We start from the raw sequence: 14,394 nt of genomic DNA on the forward strand, positions 1-14,394 counted from the left end.
GGGATTTCCGTCAAAAAAAATGAGGCTCAGGCATTGCCGGGCCGGAAGGGCTTGCCCAGCGAGGCCGGCATGTTCAGCCGGATCCAGGCCGGATTGCGCGAGATCAGCGCCAGCACCACGATGGTGGCGGCGTACGGCAGCATCGACAGGAACTGCGATGGCACCGATACGCCGATCCCTTGCAGGTAGAACTGCAGGATGGTCACGCCGCCGAACAGCCACGCCCCCACCAGCACCCGGCCCGGGCGCCAGGTGGCAAAGGTGGTCAGCGCCAGCGCGATCCAGCCGCGGCCGGCGACCAGGTTCTCGACCCACATCGGCGTGTACACCAGCGACAGGTAGGCGCCGGCCAGCCCGCAGCAGGCGCCGCCGAACAGCAGTGCGCCAAAGCGGATGGTGCGCACCGGGTAGCCCAGCGCGTGCGCCGATTCCGGCGCTTCGCCGATCGCGCGCAGCGTCAGCCCCGCGCGCGTGCGGAACAGGAACCACATGATGGCGAAGCACAGCAGCAGGCTGAAATACACCATCCAGTGATGCTGGAAGAAGGCCGGCCCGAAGAAGGGCAGGTCGGCCAGGCCGGGCACGGCCTTGGCCTGCGCCGGCATGGCGTGGCCGACAAAGCGCTGGCCCATGAAGGCCGACAGGCCGGTGCCGAAGATCGACAGCGCCAGGCCGGTGGCGACCTGGTTGGTGGCCAGCACCAGCGCCAGCCACGAGAACAGCGTGGCCATCAGCATGCCGGCGAGCGCGCCGGCGGCAAAGCCGAGCAGCGGCGACTGGGTCTGGTAGCCGACCATGAAGCCGGCCACCGCGGCCACCAGCATCATGCCTTCGGCGCCCAGGTTGAGCACGCCCGAGCGTTCGTTGATCAGCAGGCCCAGCGCGGCCAGCAGCAGCGGCGTGCCGGCGTTGATGGCGGTGGCGATGAGGGGAGCGAGTTGTTCCATATTGTTCGGTAGCTCCGCTCAGGCCGTGGTGGCGCGCCAGCGCAGGCGGTTTTCGATCAGCGTGTCGCAGGCCAGCAGGAAGAACAGCAGCATGCCCTGGAACACCCAGCCTATGGCCGACGGCAGGCCCAGGCGCGATTGCGCCATCTCGCCGCCGATATAGAACAGCGACATCATGATGCCGCCGAACACGGTGCCGACCGGATGCAGCCGGCCGATGAAGGCAACGATGATGGCGGTGAAGCCGTAGCCCGGCGAGATCGACGGCAGCAGCTGGCCGATCGGGCCGGTTACTTCGAACGCGCCCGCCAGGCCTGCGGTGGCGCCCGAGATCAGCAGCGCGCTCCACAGCGCGCTGCGCGCCGAGAAGCCCGCGTAGCGCGCCGCCGCCGGCGCGGTGCCGCCCACCTGCAGGCGGTAGCCCGCAAAGCTGCGGAACACGAACACGGTCATCACCGCCACCAGCACCAGCATCACCACAAAGCCGACATGCAGGCGCGAGCCCGACATCAGGTTGGGCAGCAGGTACGCGGACGAGAACACCTTAGACTGCGGGAAGTTCATGCCGTTGGGATCCTTCAGCGGCCCATTGACCACCCACAGCAGCAGTTGCTGCGCGATATAGGTGAGCATCAGCGAGACCAGGATCTCGTTGGCGTTGAACCTGTCCTTGAGCACCGCCGTGAGCGAGGCCCACAGCATGCCGCCGATCATGCCGGCCAGTGAGGCCAGCACCAGCACCACGGTGCCGTTCATGGCCTGGCCCGGCACATCGAAGTAAAGCACGGTGGCGCCGGCGCAGATGCCGCCGGCAATCAGCTGCCCGTCGGCGCCGATATTCCACACGTTGGCGCGGTAGCACACCGACAGGCCGAGCGCGCACAGCACCAGCGGCACGGTCTTGAGCAGCACCTCGCCGATGGCGCGCTGGTCGCGCAGCGGATCGGCCAGGAAGACCTTGAGCGCGGCCACGGGGTCCTTGCCGAGCACCAGGAACAGCAGCGCGCCGAACAGGAGCGTCAGCGCCAGTGCGATCACCGGCGAGGCATAGGCCATGGTGCGCGAGGGCAGGCCACGCGGCGTCAGCGAGAGGGGGGAGCGGGGCAGCAGTTGTCGCACATCAGTCATGGCTTGCCACCTCCGCGCCGGATTGCGCCTGGGCGGGTCCGCCTTGCCACAGTCCGCTCATCCACAGGCCGACCTGCTCGCGCGTGGCGGTCTCGGTCGGCATCGAGGGCGACAAGTGGCCCTTGGCGATCACGTGCAGCCGGTCGCAGATCGCGAACAGCTCATCGAGCTCCTCCGACACCACCAGGATGGCGCAGCCGGTGGCCTTCAGCGCCAGGATCTCGTTGTGGATCTGCGCCGCTGCGCCCACGTCCACGCCCCAGGTCGGTTGGGCCACGATCAGTACCTTCGGGCCGCTTTCGATCTCGCGGCCGACAATGAATTTCTGCAGGTTGCCGCCGGAGAGGCTGCGCGCCAGCGCCTCGGGGCCGCTGGCCTTGACGCGGAATCGGCTGATCACCGCCGCGGCCAGCCCGGTGGCGGCCTTGGGCGAGATCATGCCCCGCCGCACGTAGGGCCGCGTCTGGTGCGACAACAGGATATTGGTGGCCAGGCTCATGCCCGGCACGGCGCCGCGGCCCAGGCGTTCTTCCGGCACGAAGGCCAGGCCGGCGCGGCGGCGCTGGCGTGCATCGCGCTTGCCCACCAGCCTGCCGCCGAGCTGCACCGATACGTTGGCCGCGCGCGTGTCTTCGCCCGACAGCGCTGCCAGCAGTTCCTGCTGGCCGTTACCGGAGACCCCCGCAATGCCGACGATTTCGCCCGCATGCACGTCCAGCGAAATCCGGTTCAGCTCGGTGGCGAAGGCATGCGCACGCGGCAGCGACAGCTCCTGCACGCTCAGCTGCACCGGGCCGCGAAAGGCAGCCACGCGCGTCTCGCGCGGGGGCTCGCCGCCGATCATCAGGCGCGACAGCGAGGCCGCGGTTTCCTGGCGCGGATCGCACACGCCGGTGACCTTGCCCATGCGCATCACGGTGGCCTGATGGCACAGCGCGCGGATCTCGTCGAGCTTGTGGCTGATATAGAGGATGCTGGTGCCCTCGGCGGCCAGCTGGCGCAGCGTGACGAAGAGTGTATCCACCGCTTGCGGCGTCAGCACCGAGGTGGGTTCGTCCAGGATCAGCAGCTGCGGATTGGCCAGCAGCGCGCGCACGATCTCCACGCGCTGGCGCTCGCCGACCGACAGCGTATGCACATGGCGGTTCGGCTCCAGCGGCAGGCCATAGCGCTCGGCGGTGGTGCGGATGCGCTCGGCCAGCTGCTTCATGTTGCCTTGCTGCCCGGCGGGCAGGCCGAGCGCGATGTTCTCGGTCACGGTCAGCGTGTCGAACAGCGAGAAATGCTGGAACACCATGGCGATGCCCAGGTTGCGGGCGTCGTGCGGGCTGTTGATCGTGACCTGCGCGCCGTTGAAGTGCATCTCGCCGGCATCCGGACGGACCGCGCCAAAGATAATCTTCATCAGGGTGGACTTGCCTGCGCCGTTTTCACCCAGCACGGCATGGATCTCGCCGGGAGCGACGCTTAGGCTGACGTCGTCGTTGGCGACGACGCCCGGGTAGCGCTTGCTGATATGGGCCAGCGCCAGCCTGGGAGGGAGTTGTGATGTCACTGAGGCGGCTCGGGTTGTTGTGGTGGCAGCAACGTGGGATGAGTCAACGGCGCGGCAGTGCGTGGCGCAGCATCGCCGCGACGCATTGCAGCATTCATCATGGTCTGGTGATGCCCGATATTGGTGATGGATTATATAAGTGAGCGGGGACCGGGCGGGCCGATTCCGGCGTCAATCCAGTCCCTGCAACGGTTTGGGGGCGGTTGCAAGTCGCGTGCCGGCTACAGCACGAAAAAACCGCCGGCTCCTTGCGGAGCCAGCGGCTGGGCTGGCGCGGCAGCGGCGGGCGGCCAGGGCGGCCGCTCGCTGGCAGGGCTCAGGCGTCGATGGCGGCGGCGCTGGTGGCGAAGCGCCCGTCGCGGAAGTCCGCCAGGGTCTGGTAGATCTGCTCCTGCGTGTTCATCACGAACGGCCCGTACTGCGCGATCGGCTCGTTCAGCGGCTGGCCCGCGATCAGCAGGAAGCGCGCGTCGGCCTCGGCCCTGACGATGACGCCGTCAGACTGGCCGGCGTTGTCCAGCACGCCCATGCGCTGGGCCTCGATCACGGCGCGGTCGTCGCCGTTGCCGATCGAGACCTCGCCCCGGTACACGTAGACGAACGCGTTGTGCCCGACCGGCAGCGCCTGCGCAAAGGTCTGGCCGGCCGGCAGGTGCACGTCCAGGTAGACCGGCTCGGTCACCGGGCGCGTGATCGCGCCGGCCACGCCGTGCGTGGCGCCCGCCAGCACGCGCACCGTGCCGCCGTTGTCCAATGCCACCGTCGGGATCTCGGCGGCGGGCAGGTCGCGGTACCACGGCGCGGTCATCTTGTCCGCGGCCGGCAGGTTCAGCCACAGCTGGAAGCCCTCCATGCGGCCGTCTTCCTGCTCGGGCATTTCCGAGTGGACCACGCCGGCGCCCGCCACCATCCACTGCGCGCCGCCGTTCTGCAGCAGGCCCTCGTTGCCGGCGCTGTCGCGATGGCGCATGCGCCCGGCCAGCATGTAGGTGATGGTCTCGAAGCCGCGGTGCGGGTGATCGGGGAAGCCGCCGATGTAGTCGTCCTTGCTGTCGGTACCGAAGGCATCGAGCATCAGGAACGGGTCCAGCCGGCGCTGCAGGTTCTGCGTCAGCACGCGGGTCAGCTTGACGCCGGCGCCGTCCGAGGTGGCGATGCCCCGCACGACGCGATCCACGGCGCGCGAACGTTGCACGGTTTCGGCAGCGGCGGCGGGAACGGTGGCGAGGGTGGTGGTAAGGGTGTCCATGTCTTTCTCCTGTGGGCGGGTCCCGCGCGGCAATGGCCAGGCCGGGTTCCCGTCGTTTCAGCTACCTCGTCAATTTAGTGGTTTGGCGCGGAAAGAGTAGAGGGTCGCCGGGCAACAGATTGTTCTGCTGGCGTACCAATTACCTGCGTCGGTCTCCGCGAATTCAGAACGATCCGAGTGATCGCGATGTGCTGACTAATGCACGGCCGAAACTGCCGTCCCAGTGCTGCCAATTCGCGCCAGATCGGCGCAGGAAGGCCGGAAGAATGCGGGAAGATGACAGGATCGATGAAGATCGCTATAATAGCGCTCTCTTTGTCATCCGTTGAAGCGAGATGCGGGGGTGGAAAAACCTCGCTAGCCCTTGCCAGTCAACGGCCGATGTACCGGCGGCGCGTCGGAAAACTTCAATACTTGCGCTGCCACTGGCCAACCGATCGCAACATGCTTGCGGCGCCGGTTGCGCCGCTTCAGGGACTGCCATCCAACCCGGCATCCCGTCAATCGGACTTCCCGCCCACGGCGGAGGAATCCACAGACCGTCCGCCGGCAATCGTGCCGGTCATGGCGGCAATGCAATCTGAACCGGGACTGGTGGCGCCCCATCTCCGCACGCACCAGCCCATATTGTTTTCCATCGCCGGGAAGTGGCGTGCTGCGCGCTTTCCGGTTTCGGAAAAGGGGAGAGTATGTCAAAGGAATCGGCACGGGTCTTCGCCTGGGCAGGACTGACGCTTGCCGCGCTGGCCGCACTGGTGGCATGGATCGGCGTCGATGTGATCCGCCAGTACCAGGAGCGCCTGCTCTACGACGTGGCCGACCACTTGCGCCTGGTGGTGCTGTCCATGACGCTGGCGCTGGCCACCGGCATCCCGGCCGGCATCGCGCTGAGCCGCCCGTGCATGCGCCGCTGGGCCGACCGCCTGATGCAGGTCTTCAACGTGGGCAATACCGTGCCGTCGCTGGCGGTGCTGGCTCTGGCCCTGGCCGTGCTCGGCATCGGCGAGCGGCCCGCCATCCTGGCGCTGTGGCTGGCCTCGCTGCTGCCGATCGTGCGCAATACCTACGAAGGCCTGCGCAATGTCTCGCCCACGCTGCTGGAAGCGGCGCGTGGCATCGGCATGACCCCGGTGCAGCGCCTGGTGCGCGTGGAACTGCCCAACGCACTGCCGGTGATGCTGGCCGGCATCCGCATCGCCCTGGTCATCAACGTGGGCACGGTGCCGCTGTCGTTCCTGATCGGCGCCAACAGCCTGGGCGAGCTGATCTTCCCGGGCATCTATCTGAACAACCAGCCGCTGCTGCTGCTTGGCGCGGCCGCCACGGCGCTGCTGGCGCTGGCCCTGGACGCGCTCTTTGCCGCCGCCGGCCAGCTGTACCTGCGCCGCCGCGGCCTGGCGCGCTGAACATGGGGACCGAAATGGAAAACCAGATGCAATTCATTCGCCGCCGTGCCCGGCGTGTCGCCCTGGTGGTGGCTGCCGTCACCGCCTTTGCGGCGGGCCTGGCGCTGGCCACTGCGCCTGAAGCGCATGCCGAGGCCACGCCGATCCGCGTGGGCGGCAAGAACTTCACAGAGCAGCTGCTGCTGTCGTCAATGACGTCGAAGTACCTGCGCGCCAAGGGCCTCACCACCGAACTGACCGCCGGCCTGGGCAGCACGCTGATGCGCCAGGCAATGGAGAGCAACCAGCTCGACGTGGTGTGGGACTACACCGGCACCGCGCTGATCGTGTTCAACAAGGTCCAGGAAAAACTGGGCGCCAGGGAAAGCTACGAGCGCGTCAAGCAGATGGATAGTGCGCGCGGGCTGGTGTGGCTCGATGCCTCGAACATCAACAACACCTATGCGCTGGCGATGCCGAAGGAACGCGCGGCCAGCGGCGTGACCACGCTGTCGGGCTTTGCCGAGCAGATGCGCCGCGCCGGTCCCGACGCCAGCCACCCGTTCGCGGTCGACATGGAATTCGCTGCGCGCCCGGACGGCCTGGAGCCGCTCAAGGCGCTGTACAAGCTGCCGTTCTCGCGCCGCGACGTGATCCAGCTCGACCCGGGCCTGGTCTACACCGCACTGAAGAACAACCAGGTGGAACTGGGCCTGGTCTATGCCACTGACGGCCGCGTCAAGGGTTTCGACCTGGTGCTGCTGGAAGACGACCTGCACTTCTTCCCGCCCTACAACGCCGTGCCGGTGGTGCGCAAGCCGGTGCTTGACCAGCACCCGGAGCTCGCGGGCCTGCTCAACGCGCTGGCGGCCAAGCTCGACAACGAGAGCATGACCGACATGAACTACAAGGTGGACATCGGCCAGCAGCCGGTGGACAAGGTCGCGGAGGATTTCCTGCGCCGCCACGGACTGATCTGAGGAGGGCTGCATGGACTTGATCTCGTACCTGCAACACAGCTGGCCCACGCTGCTGAAAATGACCGGCGAGCACCTGGCGCTGGTGGGTTCGGCAGTGGGGCTGGCCATCCTGATCGGCGTACCGCTGGGCATTGTGATCACGCGCTTCCGCGCGCTCGCCACGCCGCTGCTGGCGCTGGCGACGATCGTGCTGACGCTGCCGTCGATCGCGCTGTTCGGGCTGATGATCCCGATCTTCGCGCGCTTCGGCCATGCGCTGGGCTACGTGCCCGCGGTGACGGCGGTGTTCCTGTACTCGCTGCTGCCGATCATGCGCAACACCTACACCGCGCTGGCCAATGTCGACCCCGGCATCCAGGAAGCGGGGCGCGGCATCGGCATGACCACCTGGCAGCGCATGCGGCTGGTGGACCTGCCGCTGGCGGTGCCGGTGATCCTTGGCGGCGTGCGTACCGCCGTGGTGATGAATGTCGGGGTTGCCACCATTGCCGCCATCATCGGCGCGGGTGGCCTTGGAGTGCTGATCCTGCAGGCGATCAGCCAGAGCAACATGAGCAAGCTGGCCGTGGGCGCGGTCCTGGTCAGCCTGCTCGCCATCGTGGCGGACGCCTTCCTGCAGTGGCTGCAGCGCGCGCTAACGCCGAAAGGAATCCGGCTATGATCGAACTCGACCAACTCACCAAGTCCTTCCCGCAGAAAGACGGCACCGAAACGCGCGCCGTCGACGCCGTGTCGCTGACGGTGCCGCGCGGCGAGATCTGCGTCTTCCTCGGCCCCTCGGGCTGCGGCAAGACCACCACGCTGAAGATGATCAACCGGCTGATCGAGCCGACCTCGGGCACGGTGCGCATCGAGGGCGAGGACACGCGCGGCCTTGACGGCGTGACCCTGCGCCGCGAGATCGGCTACGTGATCCAGCAGATCGGCCTGTTCCCCAACATGACCATCGAAGAGAACATCATGGTGGTGCCGCGCCTGCTGGGCTGGGACAAGAAGCAATGCCGCGAGCGCGCGCGCGAGCTGATGGCGATGGTGCAGCTCGACCCCAACCGGCTGCTGACGCGCTATCCGCGCGAGCTCTCCGGAGGCCAGCAGCAGCGCATCGGCGTGATCCGTGCGCTGGCGGCCGACGCGCCGCTGCTGCTGATGGACGAGCCCTTCGGTGCGGTCGACCCGATCAACCGCGAGAGCATCCAGAACGAATTCCTGCAGATGCAGCGCCAGCTCGGCAAGACCGTGATCATGGTCTCGCACGACATCGATGAGGCCATCAAGCTGGCCGACAAGGTGGCGGTGTTCCGCCGCGGCAAGCTGGTGCAGTTCGACCACCCCGACGCGCTGCTGGCACATCCGGCCGATGAGTTCGTGCAGGCCTTCGTCGGCCATGACAACACGCTCAAGCGCCTGCTGCTGGTGCGCGCCGGCGACGCCGCCACCATGCCGCCGAGCTGCCGCCCCGACATGCCGCTGGCCGAGGCGCTGGCCGTGATGGACGACGCCGACGTGCGCCACCTGCCGGTGGTGGACGACGCCCAAGTCGCGCTGGGCTACGTCACGCGCCGCGATGCGCGCTCCGGCAAGGGGCAGTGCAGTGATGTAATGCGTCCGTTCGCCGTGACCGCGGCCTTCGACGAGCACTTGCGCATCGTGCTGTCGCGCATGTACCAGCACAACACCAGCTGGCTGCCGGTGATGGGCGCTGACGGTGCCTACCTGGGCGAGGTCACGCAGGAATCGATCGCGGGGTACCTGAGTTCGGGACGTTCGCGCGGGCAGGCCGGGGCGCTGGCCGCCTCCGCTCCCGCGCCGCTGCGAGCGGCGGCCTGAGCCAGCAGCAGGGCGGCGGCTTCCGCGCTATGCTAGGTGCATGCTTCGCTATTGCCGCTCGCCCCTGTGCCTGGTCGTCGAAACCCGCTGGCTGATCCCGCGCGGGTTTGACGGCTTCACGCCCGGTCCGCTGATCCTACTGCGCCCCGGCGCCAGCCATGCGCTGATCGAGCACGAGAAGGTGCATGTGCGCCAGTTCTGGCGCAGCTGGGGCCTGATGGGCGTGCTCTACCTGGCCAGCCGGCGCTGGCGCCTGCGCTATGAAGTGGAGGCCTACCGCGTGCAGCTGCGGTACAGCCCGCCGGGCGCGGCGCATGGGCTGGCGCGCGTGCTGGCGTGCAAGTACCGGCTCAGGATTTCAGAAGCCGAGGCGTACCGGCTGCTGACGCAAGACCCGCACGGCGATGCCCAATGAAAACGGCCCGCACCAGTCACTGGTGCGGGCCGTTTCTCTTGTCTGGCGGAAGCGGTGAGATTCGAACTCACGGATGGGTCACCCCATCGGCAGTTTTCAAGACTGCTGCCTTAAACCACTCGGCCACGCTTCCTGGAAAGTGCGGACATTGTAGCGCGAAAGGACACGGGCCCCGCGCGCTGCCGCCTGCAGACCTGACGGTCAGGCCGCGCATTATACAAGGCTCGCGTGGATCGATGGTGGTCTTGTGTTGCGGCACGCAAGCGCGCGTAAACTTCCTGCCACATCCACCGCCGCGGATGTCGGCGTCTGTCTGACATTACGGAACCTTCACACGCCGGCATCGCTCATATTGTCGTGCCGGGTGGCGCGGTGTGTGCCGCATCCCCGGCTTTCGCTTGGCAACAGAGGAGAACTCAAAATGCGAATCCATAGCAAGAAATGGCTGATCGTTCCGGTGGCCGCAGCGGCTGTGCTGGCCGGTTGTGCCGCGCCGCCGTATGACAGCGGCTACAACACCGGCTACAACGCCCCGCCTCCGGGGTACCAGACTCCCAACACCTCGCAGGCCCCGGCTGGCGCGGTGTACTACGGCCGTGTGGAATCGATCGAACCGATCACCAACACGCAAAACAGCTCGGGCCTGCTTGGCACCGTGATCGGCGGTGCGGCCGGCGGCCTGCTGGGCCACCAGATCGGCGGCGGGCGCGGGCAGACCGCGGCGACCATCGGCGGTGCCGTGGTCGGCGCCGTGGCCGGCAACCAGATCGAGAAGCGCGCGGGCAGCAACACGCAGACCGCGTACCGCGTCAACGTGCGCCTGGATGATGGCCGCGTGGCCACGGTGACCCAGTCGAGCCTGGGCAACCTGCAGGTGGGCATGCGGGCGCGCGTGGCCAACGACATGGCAACGCCGTACTGATAAGGCCAGCCTGACGTTTGCCAGCATGTAAAAGGCCACGCATTGCGTGGCCTTTTTTTGTTGCCGGCGCACGGCGGCGCTCAGTCCTTCAGGAACATCTCCTGCAGGTCGTTGAGGAAGCGCCGGCCCAGCTCGGTGGGGCGGATGGTGGTCAGGTCCGCTTCCAGCAGCCCTTTCTTTTCCGCCTCGGCCAGCTGCTTGCTGATGGTATGCAGCGGCAGCCCGGTGTAGTCGTGGAAGCTTGATGCCGGCACGCCGTCGGTCAGGCGCAGGGCGTTGAGCATGAACTCGAACGGCAATTCGTCGGCGCCGACATCGCGCGCTTCCTGCACGGCATTGCCGGCCAGTGCCCGCTCCATGTAGGTGGCCGGATGCTTGTGCCGCATCTGGCGCAGTATCCGATGCGGGAACGACAGCTTGCCGTGCGCGCCGGCGCCGATGCCGAGGTAGTCGCCGAAGCGCCAGTAGTTCAGGTTGTGGCGCGCCTCGCGATGCGGCTTTGCGTACGCCGAAGTTTCGTAGTGCCGGTAGCCGGCCTCGGCCGTGCGCGCTTCAATCCAGTCCTGCATCTCGTACGCGCTGTCGTCGTCCGGCAGCGCGGGCGGGAACCTGGCGAACAGCGTGTTGGGCTCCAGCGTCAGGTGGTACAGCGACAGGTGCGTGGTGCCGTACGACAGCGCGGTTTCCACATCCTGCCGGCATTCATCCAGCGTCTGGCCGGGCAGGGCGTACATCAGGTCCAGGTTGATGTTGTCGAAGCTGGCCTGGGCGATGTCGATCGCCTTGCGCGCCTCGGCACCGCCGTGGATGCGGCCGAGCGCCTGCAGGTGCCGGTCGTTGAAGCTCTGGATGCCGATCGACAGCCGGTTGATGCCGCTGGCGCGGTAGCTGGCGAACTTGTCGGCCTCGAAGGTGCCGGGGTTGGCCTCCATCGTGATCTCGGCGTCGGCGTCCAGCGGCAGCAGCGCGCGGATATCCGACAGTAGCCGGTCCATACCCGCTGCCGACAGCAGGCTGGGCGTGCCGCCGCCGATAAAGACCGTATGCACCGGCCGGCCCCACACCAGCGGCAGCGATTGCTCCAGGTCCGCGCGCAGCGCGTCCAGGTAGATGTCTTCCGGGATCTCGTGGTTGTCGGCGCCGGGCGCGGCGTGCGAGTTGAAATCGCAATACGGGCACTTGCGCACGCACCACGGGATATGCACGTACAGCGACAGCGGTGGCGAGCCGGGTAGGCTGATCTGCCCGGGCTTGAGCCAGAGCTGCTTGCTGTCCACGGGCACGGACGCGGAGACCGGTACGATCGGGATCATCGGGTGGTGGTTTCCGCGGCATCGGCCTGCAGCCGTGCCACCAGCGCGCGCAGCGCCTGGGCCCGGTGGCTGACCGTGTTCTTCTCTTCGGGTGACAGCTCGGCGGCTGTCTTGCCCAGGCGCGGCAGCAGGAAGTGCGGGTCGTAGCCAAAGCCGCCCGCGCCGCGCGGCGCGTCGACGACCTCGCCGTGCCAGAGGCCTTCGGCAATGATCGGGCAGGGGTCTTCGGCGTGGCGCACGAACACCAGCACGCAGTAGTAGTGTGCGTGGCGGTTCAGCTTGCCGGCCAGTTGCGAGACCAGGTGCGCATTGTTGGCGGCATCCGACCTGGCCTGCCCGGCCATCTGCGCATAGCGCGCGGAATAGACGCCGGGCGCGCCGTCCAGCGCCTGCACGCAGATGCCGGAATCGTCGGCCAGCGCGGGCAGCCCGGCCAGCCGGCTGGCGTGGCGGGCCTTGGCCAGCGCGTTCTCGACGAAGGTGGCAAAGGGCTCTTCGGCCTCGGGAATGCCCAGTTCGCCCTGGGGCACCACGTCAAAGCCGAGCGGAGCCAGCAGCGCGCCGAATTCGCGCAGCTTGCCGGCGTTGTTGGAAGCCAGTACCAGGCGTTGCATCGCGGGTCCCGCTGCTCAGGCCAGGTCGAGCGCTTCGCGCTGGTGCTGCACCAGGCGGGCGATGCCGGCTTCGGCCAGGCGCGTCATGGCGTCCAGGTCGGCGCGGCTGAAGGGCACGCCTTCGGCGGTGCCCTGCACCTCGACAAAGCCGCCGCTGCCGGTCATGACCACGTTCATGTCGGTGTCGCAGTTGCTGTCCTCGGCGTAGTCCAGGTCCAGCACCGGCACGCCGTCGACCATGCCGACTGAGACCGCGGCAACATGGTCGCGGATCGGGCTGGCGGCGATCAGGCCGTCGCGCAGCATGGTCGAAACCGCGTCATGGGCGGCGACGAAGGCGCCGGTGATGGCCGCGGTGCGGGTGCCGCCGTCGGCCTGCAGCACGTCGCAGTCCAGGTGGATGGTGTATTCGCCCAGCGCCGCCAGGTCGAACACCGAGCGCATGGCGCGGCCGATCAGGCGCTGGATTTCCTGGGTGCGGCCGGTCTGCTTGCCGCGCGCGGCTTCGCGGTCCGAGCGGGTGTGCGTGGCGCGCGGCAGCATGCCGTATTCGGCCGTGACCCAGCCTTCGCCGCTGCCTTTCTTGTGCGGCGGCACCTTGGCCAGCACGCTGGCGGTGCAAAGCACCTTGGTGTCGCCAAAGGCACACAGGACGGAGCCCTCAGCATGGCGGGTGTAGTGGCGGGTAAGGCTGATGGAACGCAGCGCATCGGCTGCGCGGCCGCTGGGTCGCATGGGATGGTTTGTCCGAATCGGGGAGAGACCGCGATTCTAACGCCGCCAGCCCAAAGAACCCATTTCATGATGAAAGGGGACGCGTTCAAGCCAGGCGCGGCGCAGGCTAGGCGCGGGCCGCCGGCCTTGGTTATTCCAAGGTCAAGGCCCGCAACAACGCATGCGCCACGCCTGGCTTGAACCCACAGGGAAGGCTGCTGCCGGGCCGCATGGCGTTGTTGTGGCCTCTTGCGTGGAGTGACCACGCGGCGTCGGCCACGCCTAACCCTGCGGCCCGGCAGCAGCCTTCGCGCCCCTTCTTCATCATGAAATGGGTTCTAAAACGCTGCATAGCCTCCCCGGCGTGCGCCCGGGAAGGGCATTACCGCATCAGGTTGCTGGTCTTGTCGATGGCGGCGCGGATCTCGGCGATCGAGCGCTCGATCTCCTCTTCGGACAGCAGGTCGCTATCAGTGCCGGTGCGCTCCAGGATCGAGGTGGTGAAGGCGTTCAGCGGCAGGGTGTCAGTCATGACCGAATCCTGTCCCGCCGCATTGCTGTCCAGTTCCCACATCATGGCGATGCCGGTGGTGTTGTCGGCACCTTCGCCGGCGTTCTGCAGCGCCTGCTCGATCAGCGCCGGCACCGCCTGCACCACCGACAGGCGCGACAGCTTGTCCACCAGCGCGGGCTCTTCCAGCGCGCCCCACAGGCCGTCGGAGCAGAGCAGGGCCACGTCGCCCGGCTCCAGCCGCACCGGGCCGCCCAGGTCGATCAGCGGCAGGTTGGGCGAGCCCAGGCAGTTGTAGAGCTTGTTGCGCTCCGGGTGGTTGGCCACGTGCATCGGCAGCACGCGCTCCTGCTGCAGCAGGTTCTCGATCTTGGAGTGGTCGCGCGTGCGCGTCAGCAGCCGGCTCTTGCGCAGCAGGTAATAGCGCGAGTCGCCGGCGTGGGCCCAGTAGATCTGGCCCTGCTGCACCAGGCAGCAGACCACCGTGGTGCGCGGCACGTCCGCCATCTGGTTGGCTTCGGCATAGCGGTGGATCTCGCGGTGGGCCAGCATGATGGTGTCCTGCAGGAACTCGGCCGGGTTGCGCACCGTGGGCCGCGCCTGCACCTGGAACTGGCGCGCCAGCGTCTGCAGCGCCTGCTGCGCGGCGACTTCGCCGTGCGCATGGCCGCCCAGGCCGTCGGCCAGCACCATCAGCAGCGCGTCGCGCGTGAAGCAATAGCCCATGCGGTCCTGGTTGACGCGGCGGCCGCCTTTCCTGCTTTCCTGGTAGACAGAGAATCGCATGTTGGCTTTCAGGGAATTCAGTGGACTGGCCGCAACCGGGGCGCCAGA

At 67.7% G+C, this 14,394-nt stretch carries 14 protein-coding genes and 1 tRNA gene; 6 read left to right on the top strand and 9 right to left on the bottom strand.

Features of this window, described 5'->3' with window-relative positions; translation table 11 throughout:
• Nucleotides 1-26: 26 nt before the first annotated feature.
• From AC3WL8_RS29850 to AC3WL8_RS29865, 4 genes are all read right to left on the bottom strand, one after another.
• Nucleotides 27-947, bottom strand: coding sequence for an ABC transporter permease (locus AC3WL8_RS29850; protein ID WP_018312370.1), 921 nt, complete (start codon nucleotides 945-947; stop codon nucleotides 27-29).
• 18 nt (nucleotides 948-965) lie between these two features.
• Nucleotides 966-2,075 carry an ABC transporter permease gene (locus tag AC3WL8_RS29855; RefSeq protein ID WP_013955922.1) on the bottom strand — a complete coding sequence of 370 codons (1,110 nt, stop codon included), beginning with the start codon at nucleotides 2,073-2,075 and terminating at the stop codon, nucleotides 966-968.
• Complete coding sequence (locus AC3WL8_RS29860; RefSeq protein ID WP_492379428.1) at nucleotides 2,068-3,630, bottom strand: ABC transporter ATP-binding protein; 1,563 nt, start codon at nucleotides 3,628-3,630, stop codon at nucleotides 2,068-2,070. Before AC3WL8_RS29860 ends, AC3WL8_RS29855 begins: the two co-directional genes overlap by 8 nt.
• Before the next feature lie 316 nt (nucleotides 3,631-3,946).
• A complete protein-coding gene (locus tag AC3WL8_RS29865) occupies nucleotides 3,947-4,879 on the bottom strand; it encodes a pirin family protein (protein WP_013955924.1) in 933 nt (310 codons plus the stop codon).
• Nucleotides 4,880-5,568: 689 nt separating this feature from the next.
• On the opposite strand from AC3WL8_RS29865, the gene AC3WL8_RS29870 reads away from it, so the two are divergent.
• Genes AC3WL8_RS29870 through AC3WL8_RS29890 form a run of 5 tightly spaced genes read left to right on the top strand, consistent with a single transcriptional unit; the run spans nucleotide 5,569 to nucleotide 9,486 of the window.
• Complete coding sequence (locus AC3WL8_RS29870; RefSeq protein ID WP_013955925.1) at nucleotides 5,569-6,285, top strand: ABC transporter permease; 717 nt, start codon at nucleotides 5,569-5,571, stop codon at nucleotides 6,283-6,285.
• A 26-nt stretch (nucleotides 6,286-6,311) separates the two neighbouring features.
• A complete protein-coding gene (locus tag AC3WL8_RS29875) occupies nucleotides 6,312-7,244 on the top strand; it encodes a glycine betaine ABC transporter substrate-binding protein (RefSeq protein WP_238553040.1) in 933 nt (310 codons plus the stop codon).
• A 10-nt stretch (nucleotides 7,245-7,254) separates the two neighbouring features.
• Complete coding sequence (locus AC3WL8_RS29880; RefSeq protein WP_013955927.1) at nucleotides 7,255-7,905, top strand: ABC transporter permease; 651 nt, start codon at nucleotides 7,255-7,257, stop codon at nucleotides 7,903-7,905.
• Entirely contained in the window at nucleotides 7,902-9,071 is a 1,170-nt protein-coding gene (locus tag AC3WL8_RS29885; protein ID WP_211980834.1) for an osmoprotectant ABC transporter ATP-binding protein OsmV, read from the top strand. Before AC3WL8_RS29880 ends, AC3WL8_RS29885 begins: the two co-directional genes overlap by 4 nt.
• A gap of 40 nt (nucleotides 9,072-9,111) precedes the next feature.
• Nucleotides 9,112-9,486 carry a hypothetical protein gene (locus AC3WL8_RS29890; RefSeq protein ID WP_013955929.1) on the top strand — a complete coding sequence of 125 codons (375 nt, stop codon included), beginning with the start codon at nucleotides 9,112-9,114 and terminating at the stop codon, nucleotides 9,484-9,486.
• Between the two features lie 43 nt (nucleotides 9,487-9,529).
• Here AC3WL8_RS29890 and AC3WL8_RS29895 read toward each other — a convergent pair.
• Nucleotides 9,530-9,619, bottom strand: a tRNA-Ser gene (locus AC3WL8_RS29895).
• Nucleotides 9,620-9,907: 288 nt separating this feature from the next.
• Here AC3WL8_RS29895 and AC3WL8_RS29900 point away from each other — a divergent pair.
• Nucleotides 9,908-10,408, top strand: a complete 501-nt coding sequence (locus AC3WL8_RS29900) for an outer membrane lipoprotein (RefSeq protein WP_153956178.1) — start codon at nucleotides 9,908-9,910, stop codon at nucleotides 10,406-10,408.
• An 80-nt stretch (nucleotides 10,409-10,488) separates the two neighbouring features.
• Here the strand turns inward: AC3WL8_RS29900 and hemW are convergent, their stop codons facing one another.
• The 4 genes from hemW to AC3WL8_RS29920 all read right to left on the bottom strand — a co-directional run bounded on the left by hemW (nucleotide 10,489) and on the right by AC3WL8_RS29920 (nucleotide 14,346).
• Entirely contained in the window at nucleotides 10,489-11,721 is a 1,233-nt protein-coding gene (hemW, locus tag AC3WL8_RS29905) for a radical SAM family heme chaperone HemW (RefSeq protein WP_013955931.1), read from the bottom strand.
• The gene (gene rdgB / locus AC3WL8_RS29910; RefSeq protein ID WP_013955932.1) at nucleotides 11,718-12,335 is read right to left on the bottom strand and encodes an RdgB/HAM1 family non-canonical purine NTP pyrophosphatase; all 618 of its coding nucleotides are present in this window, start codon (nucleotides 12,333-12,335) and stop codon (nucleotides 11,718-11,720) included. The genes hemW and rdgB overlap by 4 nt, the downstream gene beginning before the upstream one ends.
• Before the next feature lie 15 nt (nucleotides 12,336-12,350).
• Nucleotides 12,351-13,070: a ribonuclease PH gene (gene rph / locus AC3WL8_RS29915; RefSeq protein ID WP_153956179.1), complete on the bottom strand. Its 720-nt coding sequence runs from the start codon at nucleotides 13,068-13,070 to the stop codon at nucleotides 12,351-12,353.
• A gap of 361 nt (nucleotides 13,071-13,431) precedes the next feature.
• A complete protein-coding gene (locus AC3WL8_RS29920; RefSeq protein ID WP_153956180.1) occupies nucleotides 13,432-14,346 on the bottom strand; it encodes a PP2C family protein-serine/threonine phosphatase in 915 nt (304 codons plus the stop codon).
• Nucleotides 14,347-14,394 lie beyond the last annotated feature (48 nt).

The organism is Cupriavidus sp. FW305-F7, assembly GCF_058782875.1.

Coding starts and splice junctions, on each gene's coding strand:
- AC3WL8_RS29850 (WP_018312370.1), bottom strand. CDS start 947: ATGGAACAACTCGCTCCCCTCATCGCCACCGCCATCAACGCCGGCACG.
- AC3WL8_RS29855 (WP_013955922.1), bottom strand. CDS start 2,075: ATGACTGATGTGCGACAACTGCTGCCCCGCTCCCCCCTCTCGCTGACG.
- AC3WL8_RS29865 (WP_013955924.1), bottom strand. CDS start 4,879: ATGGACACCCTTACCACCACCCTCGCCACCGTTCCCGCCGCCGCTGCC.
- AC3WL8_RS29870 (WP_013955925.1), top strand. CDS start 5,569: ATGTCAAAGGAATCGGCACGGGTCTTCGCCTGGGCAGGACTGACGCTT.
- AC3WL8_RS29875 (WP_238553040.1), top strand. CDS start 6,312: ATGCAATTCATTCGCCGCCGTGCCCGGCGTGTCGCCCTGGTGGTGGCT.
- AC3WL8_RS29880 (WP_013955927.1), top strand. CDS start 7,255: ATGGACTTGATCTCGTACCTGCAACACAGCTGGCCCACGCTGCTGAAA.
- AC3WL8_RS29885 (WP_211980834.1), top strand. CDS start 7,902: ATGATCGAACTCGACCAACTCACCAAGTCCTTCCCGCAGAAAGACGGC.
- AC3WL8_RS29890 (WP_013955929.1), top strand. CDS start 9,112: ATGCTTCGCTATTGCCGCTCGCCCCTGTGCCTGGTCGTCGAAACCCGC.
- AC3WL8_RS29900 (WP_153956178.1), top strand. CDS start 9,908: ATGCGAATCCATAGCAAGAAATGGCTGATCGTTCCGGTGGCCGCAGCG.
- hemW (WP_013955931.1), bottom strand. CDS start 11,721: ATGATCCCGATCGTACCGGTCTCCGCGTCCGTGCCCGTGGACAGCAAG.
- rdgB (WP_013955932.1), bottom strand. CDS start 12,335: ATGCAACGCCTGGTACTGGCTTCCAACAACGCCGGCAAGCTGCGCGAA.
- rph (WP_153956179.1), bottom strand. CDS start 13,070: ATGCGACCCAGCGGCCGCGCAGCCGATGCGCTGCGTTCCATCAGCCTT.
- AC3WL8_RS29920 (WP_153956180.1), bottom strand. CDS start 14,346: ATGCGATTCTCTGTCTACCAGGAAAGCAGGAAAGGCGGCCGCCGCGTC.